General features: G+C 42.2%; 6 protein-coding genes and 3 pseudogenes. 5 read left to right on the top strand and 4 right to left on the bottom strand.

The window, feature by feature from the left end:
- Positions 1-138: 138 nt before the first annotated feature.
- Positions 139-344, bottom strand: a pseudogene (locus ACUU1I_RS18175) (phosphorothioated DNA-binding restriction endonuclease); the annotation flags it as partial.
- Positions 345-436: 92 nt separating this feature from the next.
- Between ACUU1I_RS18175 and ACUU1I_RS18170 the strand changes: the two are divergent.
- Positions 437-535 carry a protein YthB gene (locus ACUU1I_RS18170; protein WP_211180523.1) on the top strand — a complete coding sequence of 33 codons (99 nt, stop codon included), beginning with the start codon at positions 437-439 and terminating at the stop codon, positions 533-535.
- A 284-nt stretch (positions 536-819) separates the two neighbouring features.
- Here the strand turns inward: ACUU1I_RS18170 and ACUU1I_RS18165 are convergent.
- The 3 genes and pseudogenes from ACUU1I_RS18165 to nanC all read right to left on the bottom strand — a co-directional run.
- Positions 820-1,434, bottom strand: a pseudogene (locus ACUU1I_RS18165) (sialate O-acetylesterase); the annotation flags it as partial.
- A gap of 64 nt (positions 1,435-1,498) precedes the next feature.
- Positions 1,499-2,605 carry an N-acetylneuraminate epimerase gene (gene nanM, locus ACUU1I_RS18160; RefSeq protein WP_005065812.1) on the bottom strand — a complete coding sequence of 369 codons (1,107 nt, stop codon included), beginning with the start codon at positions 2,603-2,605 and terminating at the stop codon, positions 1,499-1,501.
- Between the two features lie 19 nt (positions 2,606-2,624).
- Complete coding sequence (gene nanC, locus ACUU1I_RS18155; RefSeq protein ID WP_001295734.1) at positions 2,625-3,341, bottom strand: N-acetylneuraminic acid outer membrane channel NanC; 717 nt, start codon at positions 3,339-3,341, stop codon at positions 2,625-2,627.
- Positions 3,342-4,794: 1,453 nt separating this feature from the next.
- Here nanC and fimB point away from each other — a divergent pair.
- The 4 genes and pseudogenes from fimB to ACUU1I_RS18135 all read left to right on the top strand — a co-directional run bounded on the left by fimB (position 4,795) and on the right by ACUU1I_RS18135 (position 8,103).
- Positions 4,795-5,396: pseudogene (gene fimB / locus ACUU1I_RS18150) on the top strand (type 1 fimbria switch DNA invertase FimB).
- A gap of 477 nt (positions 5,397-5,873) precedes the next feature.
- Complete coding sequence (gene fimE / locus ACUU1I_RS18145) at positions 5,874-6,470, top strand: type 1 fimbria switch DNA invertase FimE (protein WP_000044711.1); 597 nt, start codon at positions 5,874-5,876, stop codon at positions 6,468-6,470.
- 480 nt (positions 6,471-6,950) lie between these two features.
- Positions 6,951-7,499 (top strand): type 1 fimbrial major subunit FimA, encoded by a 549-nt coding sequence (gene fimA / locus ACUU1I_RS18140; protein WP_000695531.1) that lies wholly within the window; start codon positions 6,951-6,953, stop codon positions 7,497-7,499.
- A 64-nt stretch (positions 7,500-7,563) separates the two neighbouring features.
- Positions 7,564-8,103 (top strand): fimbrial protein, encoded by a 540-nt coding sequence (locus tag ACUU1I_RS18135; protein ID WP_000824103.1) that lies wholly within the window; start codon positions 7,564-7,566, stop codon positions 8,101-8,103.
- Positions 8,104-8,170: the final 67 nt, after the last annotated feature.

Below are 8,170 nucleotides of genomic sequence, written 5' to 3'. Positions count from 1 at the left end.
TGCATAATGCGCCTGGGATTAATGGCGGGTGCTTTTAGGAATGAAAGAAAATGCAAGCAATAATATAATAATGGCCTAATTTCTTTGAACATCATTAAGCATATCATCATCGTCTATTTGCCAGAATCCGTCGACTTATAATCGCCAGAACGGCATATCAGGACGGTGCTGCGAACGCTGTGGCCCAAAACGTTCCAGTAAACTGTGTAGATGTTCGTAGATTTCCGAGCCATAATCGAAAAGGCGCGGATGTCTATTAAGGCATCCGGCTAATCTGTAAGCAATAACAACGGTTTATGCGGTGCGCGTTTTTCACCCTTGTGCCAGATTATTATATTGGCAATTGCCTGCTGTTCGAGCCCGCAAGTGAAGAGATATTACCTTGATCTCATTTGTTTTTTGTTGTCTACTCTGAGAACGAACAAGGACATCCCCCATGAATAAACTCCCCGCTCACCTTTCGCGCCAAAACTGCAAAATTGCTTCTACAAATCTGTCAGAAATAATCCCCCGACGGGCTGCCGTGCTGAAATGACTGCTTCGCAGTGCCGTCGTCCAGTTCTCCGGTGACCGGTACGCTGAACCGTAATATCCCGTGCTTAAATCGTCCGGGTCTTCATCAGGCGCGTTCGTCAGTCCTCTTTCACCTTGTTGCTGGAAGTCGACGAAAATAATATTGGCTAAAACATTATTTTGATAATTGCCATAAATAGCTTCATACGAATGCGGGAAATTTTCTTTCCAGTACCAGGTGGTATCGCCGCAAAACCACGGCGCGTCAGTAATATTATTAAGCTGAGAATGGTATTGTTTTAGATCCCTACGAAAGGCTTCAACCATATGATTAAAGTGTTGAGGGTGTGACGCGTAGTCACTGGTCATTAAGTCAAATTCGCCTTGCATCCAGCATACGCCGAGGAATTTGTTCTGCGGATTTTTTGCCAGTGCGGCTCGCGTTCTGCTGACTAAATCCTGGTACAGCGGAGTATCCGTTCCCCAACGACAAGCATCATGGCTGGCTCCGTGCCGTTCTGAATATGTCCCTTCGCTGCCCGCGGTAAAAGCCGATCCGCCACGGCAACACGGAACGATAAGAATCCCTGCATTATCAGGAATGAAGGGCAGTAATTTCCGTGCAATATGCAGTGCCTGGCCAACGGTGCCGTACTGTGTTTGATGATTCGTTGCCAGAGGATGGTGATAACCCTGCATATCCTGAACATCGTGTGGGCAGTGAGTCAGTGGAATAATGTCGTTAAAGTGACATGGCGGGCCTCCGGGATGCGTATGCGCAAATCTCGCTAATTGTTTAATTCTGGAATGAGGCGCATCTTCCCTGTCCGGTAATGGCAGTCCTTCGCCATACGCCATGGCATTAGACTGACCAGCAACGGTAAGAACATAGTAATAATCGGGCGATATTATTGCGTTCATATAATTTTCGCGTAATACAAATGACAAATTGATAGCAGGGCCCCTTTACCGGGGCCCTGAAGCGTTAGTTTTGTACTGTGACTTTATTATCCTTCACAGAAATTAAAACTGAATCCGTCACCGCTTTGCCGCCTGCAGTTTCACCGCCAATAATTAATAAACTATTATTCCAGGGCAATGATACTCCGTAGGCCCGACCTTGCGATAATTCACCCGATTTATCCCATTTCCCGTTATGCCAAAGATGAATATCAGTGCTATATGATTTTTTCAGGCCTTCATGCGCATAGTTCTTACCGTTCTGGTAATTTTCTCGTGAACCTTTGAATCCGGCCCCTCCGGCAAATATAAGAGAATCATTGCTTATCCCCGCAAAACCGCCAGCGACGCCATCTGGTGATGAGACGGGATCAAGCTTATTCCATTTTAAATTATTACCGGTGAAATCAAGTTCAAATACGGCATCCGTTCGCAATCCTGGTTTGGCTTCGCCATTAATAAGCCAGGTTTTATCACCTTTATTCACAACCGCCGCACCAGCCGTTCCGTACCAGGGCGATTCGCCAGCGTAACTCCATTGCTGTGTTGAGGGATCAAAAGACAACAGAAACTTATTGAAGAAATAATATTCTTCTTTTTTGTCAAAATAGTGGGCGTTGATTTTATCTATAGCGGTTGAATCTTTTCCAGCCTCGTTGAGATCTTCAAAATAGCCATTGAAGATATTCTGGTTAACACCGCCAGTAACATAAGCCTTGCCGTTGTGTACAAAAGTCACATGACCCGCCATGCCCATCGGCGCGTGCGACATCAATTTAACCCAGCGATTGGTTTTGGGGTTGTATTTGTGTACGTCATTAAATACCTGAGTCAATCCCTCGCTGTTTTTGCCAATGCCGCCAAACACATACAGATTGCCATCAATAAATGCAGAGGTTGCTTGCTCTCTCGGTCCACCAGGGAATGCAGCTAACGCAGTCCATTTTTTATCTTTGGCCTGTGTATCTAGCTTGTACCATGCTGTACCTGCGCTACCTAAACCAATGTAGACAGTGTCGTTATCAATTGCTCCGGTACCACTTTTAAATGGCACAGGAGTTTCCGGTAATACAGACGCGTTTGCGGCAAATGAAGCCATCATGATAGCAAGCGCCATTATAGTTTTATTCATTGTGACTGTCTCCTGTCTACTACAGTTTAAATGACACACCAATGCGATAACTGTTTTCCGATAAATTATCTCTGCCGTTGTAAACACCCTGGCGGTCAAGGTAGTCATATTCTATGTATGGCGTAATATCGGGCGTCATATGGTATTGTAGAACAAAGGCATTTTCCGTCGCCCATTTCTTGTGGTTTGCATAGCGATAATCATTCTGTTTGCTGTATAGCGTCGTTTGCCATGCGAAGGTGAAATCACTATTAATATGGTAAGTGACATATCCATCCCAACGATGAACGTTATCACGAGACATATCACCGGATAAGTCTTGTTGTCGGTAAGCTTTCCAGTCGTAACGATAGCGAATGCCAAAATTAAGATCTTTTGTCGCGTCCCAGGACAGTTTTACGTAGGGTCCGTAGCGTGTGCCGTTGCTGCTAAAATGCGTTAACATTCCCGGGCGCACCGTCCATTGATCATCAAGTTTAATTGCGTAATTAACTTCAACCTGAACATCATTGAGTGCGGCATTTTCCTTTTTATTATCATGAATGGTATTCCAGGTATTACTTTCCATGCTTGCCCACCATCCATTTTGCCATCCCTCACTGACTTTGAGTCGAGTCTCATAGGCGTGGCTTCCACTACGATATCCACCACGTACGTCCAGTGTCGCAGCCTGAGAAATTAATGGGGACGAAAAGCACAGTAATAATACGCCAGAAAGTATTTTAGCCTTTTTCATAAATTTCACTCATTTGTAGGATACAGAAAGCAATACAAAGCCCGCATAAACAATTAGCATTTATGTTGTGTAATATTTTTTTGCCAGGCTTATAGTGTCTTTGGCAACGGGTAACTGTATTTTATATTTTTTGTATAAGGTCTCCTGTGAAAATTCTCTTTTAACATTATTTAAATAAACAGAGATCCAGATTAAATACCTGAGTATAAAATCTCTTCTGATTTTTAATTGATTTGAATATTCGTAAGTTATATCACTTACTCAACCCATTTTACCCAGAGTCATAAAATAGAGTGTCTGTTGATCTCATTTTCATATTCCTTTCAGACTGAAGTGCATTTTCATCACCCGATGTGAAAGAACTGAAGTGATGTTTGCCATAGATTACGAGATGCCCAGTCTCATTGACTATCGTGGTGCATCTTTATACCTGTTATACCAGATCAAAAATCACGCAATCCATACAACAAAACCAGATTTGCAATTCGCGTCACAAAATATGTCGATCTTTTTCTAAGAAGAAGATGCCATATGAAGCCAGACGAACACTTGCGGTGGTCTTCAAAAACTAAAGATTTTCTTTTAACTATATGTTTTATAAAAAATTTATTTAGAATCTAAACAAAGAAAGATTTGCAAGCTAACTCAGTGAGAGTGGTGAAAATAAGGGTTTACTCGCCATCAGGCTGAGCATAATTCTCATCATGAAATATGTTTCTTGGTTTGTGGCTTGTAACTGGTCACTCCTGATGTCGATCTGGAGAGGCTTGTTGATGTTGGTGTTTTCAGGATGATGTTTCACTTAGTTTGTTTGCCGTATCGCCCGGCGAATAGCTGTGATTGAGGAAGGCTTAAGTCGTAGTGACCAAAGCTATATTTACCAACGGATGTAGATGAAAAAGCGTCGCCTGCGTTCCCCCATATCTCCAGGATAAAAAGGAATGTAACAATCTCATGGCCTAAGCTGACGAACCAGGCAGGAATAATCGCTAGGGATCTAAGAATTAGCATGATAATAGCCACTAAGAAATTACTGCGTTCCATGAAATAGCCATTTTGTGGCAAATGCAGTTAACTAATAATGTCATATTTGAGACGGCTAGTTGAACAAATATTAAATTTTGCTGAATTTTTTATGTTGATTTTACTTGTTACAGAACATATCACATGATATATAGATAAGATTAGTTGCATTAATGATGAGGGTTATTATTAGATTCGTATCAGATTGATAAATATATAAAGGTACATAGCATGCAAGAGCATGGCGTTTGTATGGCAAAGTTATTATAAGTAACTATCGCTACTCCATTTAAGTTCGCTCAGAAGAACTGGTCCACTTACGTAAGTTATTAAGCAAACGTTCGCTTTTATAAACATAATCAGGATAAAAATGTTGGATTATTGCTAACCCAGCACAGCTAGTGCGCGTCTGTAATTATAAGGGAAAACGATGAGGAATAAGGCTGATAACAAAAAAAGGAACTTCCTTACCCATAGTGAAATCGAGTCACTCCTTAAAGCAGCAAATACCGGCCTCATGCAACACGTAATTATTGTCTGATTTTGCTTTGTTTTATTCATGGTTTCCGGGCGAGTGAAATTTGTCGATTGAGGATTTCGGATATTGATCTTAAAGCAAAGTGTATATATATCCATCGATTAAAAAAAGGCTTTTCAACAACGCACCCGCTATTGAACAAAGAAGTTCAGGCTTTAAAAAACTGGTTGAGTATCCGTACTTCTTATCCGCATGCTGAGAGCGAGTGGGTATTTTTATCACGTAAGGGGAATCCGCTTTCTCGGCAACAGTTTTACCATATTATCTCGACTTCTGGTGGTAATGCCGGGTTGTCACTGGAGATTCATCCGCACATGTTACGCTATTCGTGTGGTTTTGCTTTGGCGAATATAGGAATAGATACGCGACTTATCTAGGATTATCTTGGGCATCGCAATATTCGTCATACTGTCTGGTATACCGCCAGCAATGCAGGGCGTTTTTACGGCATCTGGGATAGAGCCAGAGGACGACAGCGTCATGCTGTTTTATAGAGATAGTTGAGATACCAGGGATGGTGTTAAAAACTACATTATTCTTACGATATATCAAAAATGATTAACCATTTATTAATTGATGTTATTGTAAGTGTGATTCTTAATTATCATAATAAACATTAAGTTAACCATACCCATACAAAATCTAATGGTTTATGTTCTTCAAAATAAATAAACAAAATCATTCATAAGTTTACACATCACTTAAATTCTCCTGTTTCCACACTTTTTTCTTTATTTTTTAAGTAACTGGAAGTTAATCCTCTGTAATCTATTGTTATATTGAATCAAATCAATGAAAATAGATGTTGTCACATCAGTGATATTTTATTTTTGTATGATGTTTAATGTAATTGACTGATAGCCACATAACTTCGTGTGTGGTTATCTTTTTATCTATTGGGCTAATTTTGACCGATTGAGGTTTCCTATAGGTATTCATTCAAATATATCTCAGTTAGGAGTACTACTATTGTGAGTAAACGTCGTTATCTTACCGGTAAAGAAGTTCAGGCCATGATGCAGGCGGTTTGTTACGGGGCAACGGGAGCCAGAGATTATTGTCTTATTCTGTTGGCATATCGGCATGGGATGCGTATTAGTGAACTGCTTGATCTGCATTATCAGGACCTTGACCTTAATGAAGGTCGAATAAATATTCGCCGACTGAAGAACGGATTTTCTACCGTTCACCCGTTACGTTTTGATGAGCGTGAAGCCGTGGAACGCTGGACCCAGGAACGTGCTAACTGGAAAGGCGCTGACCGGACCGACGCTATATTTATTTCTCGCCGCGGGAGTCGGCTTTCTCGCCAGCAGGCCTATCGCATTATTCGCGATGCCGGTATTGAAGCTGGAACCGTAACGCAGACTCATCCTCATATGTTAAGGCATGCTTGCGGTTATGAACTGGCGGAGCGTGGTGCAGATACCCGTTTAATTCAGGATTATCTCGGGCATCGAAATATTCGCCATACTGTGCGTTATACCGCCAGTAATGCTGCTCGTTTTGCCGGATTATGGGAAAGAAATAATCTCATAAACGAAAAATTAAAAAGAGAAGAGGTTTGATTTAACTTATTGATAATAAAGTTAAAAAACAAATAAACACAAGACAATTGGGGCCAAACTGTCCATATCATAAATAAGTTACGTATTTTTTCTCAAGCATAAAAATATTAAAAAACGACAAAAAGCATCTAACTATTTGATATGTAAATTATTTCTCTTGTAAATTAATTTCACATCACCTCCGCTATATGTAAAGCTAACGTTTCTGTGGCTCGACGCATCTTCCTCATTCTTCTCTCCAAAAACCACCTCATGCAATATAAAAATCTATAAATAAAGATAACAATAGAATATTAAGCCAACAAATAAACTGAAAAAGTTTGTGCGCGATGCTTTCCTCTATGAGTCAAAATGGCCCCAAATGTTTCATCTTTTGGGGGAAAACTGTGCAGTGTTGGCAGTCAAACTCGTTGACAAAACAAAGTGTACAGAACGACTGCCCATGTCGATTTAGAAATAGTTTTTTTAAAGGAAAGCAGCATGAAAATTAAAACTCTGGCAATCGTTGTTCTGTCGGCTCTGTCCCTCAGTTCCGCAGCGGCTCTGGCCGATACTACGACGGTAAATGGTGGGACCATTAACTTTAAAGGGGAAGTTGTTAACGCCGCTTGCGCAGTTGATGCAGGCTCTGTTGATCAAACCGTTCAGTTGGGACAGGTTCGTACCGCTAGCCTGAAGCAGGCTGGAGCAACCAGCTCTGCCGTTGGTTTTAACATTCAGCTGAATGATTGCGATACCACTGTTGCCACAAAAGCCGCTGTTGCCTTCTTAGGTACGGCAATTGATGCTACGCGTACTGATGTACTAGCTCTGCAGAGTTCTGCTGCAGGTAGTGCAACAAACGTTGGCGTGCAGATCCTGGACAGAACAGGCAATGCTCTGACGCTGGACGGTGCGACATTTAGTGCACAAACAACCCTGAATAACGGTACCAACACCATTCCGTTCCAGGCGCGTTATTATGCAATCGGCGAGGCAACCCCGGGTGCAGCTAATGCGGATGCAACCTTCAAGGTTCAGTATCAATAACCTACCCAGGTTCAAGGACGTCATTACGGGCAGGGATGCCCACCCTTGTGCGATAAAAATAACGATGAAAAGGAAGAGATTATTTCTGTTAGCGTCGTTGCTGCCAATGTTTGCTCTGGCCGGAAATAAATGGAATACCACGCTGCCCGGCGGAAATATGCAATTTCAGGGCGTCATTATTGCGGAAACTTGCCGGATTGAAGCCGGTGATAAACAAATGACGGTCAATATGGGGCAAATCAGCAGTAACCGGTTTCATGCGGCAGGGGAAGATAGCGCACCGGTGCCTTTTGTTATTCATTTACGGGAATGTAGCACGGTGGTGAGTGAACGTGTGGGTGTGGCGTTTCACGGTGTCGCGGATGGTAAAAATCCGGATGTGCTCTCCGTGGGAGAGGGGCCAGGGATAGCCTCCAATATTGGTGTAGCGTTGTTTGATGATGAAGGAAACCTCGTACCGATTAATCGTCCTCCAGCAAACTGGAAACGGCTTTACTCAGGCTCTACTTCGCTACATTTCATCGCCAAATATCGTGCTACCGGGCGTCGGGTTACTGGCGGCATCGCCAATGCCCAGGCCTGGTTCTCTTTAACCTATCAGTAATTGTTCAGTAGATAATGTGATAACAGGAACAGGACAGTGAGTAATAAAAACGTCAATGTAAGGAAAT

The organism is Shigella sp. SIG3, assembly GCF_053555855.1.
The sequence above is the reverse complement of the archived record's forward strand: the minus strand, read 5'-3'. Positions and strand labels throughout refer to the sequence as shown.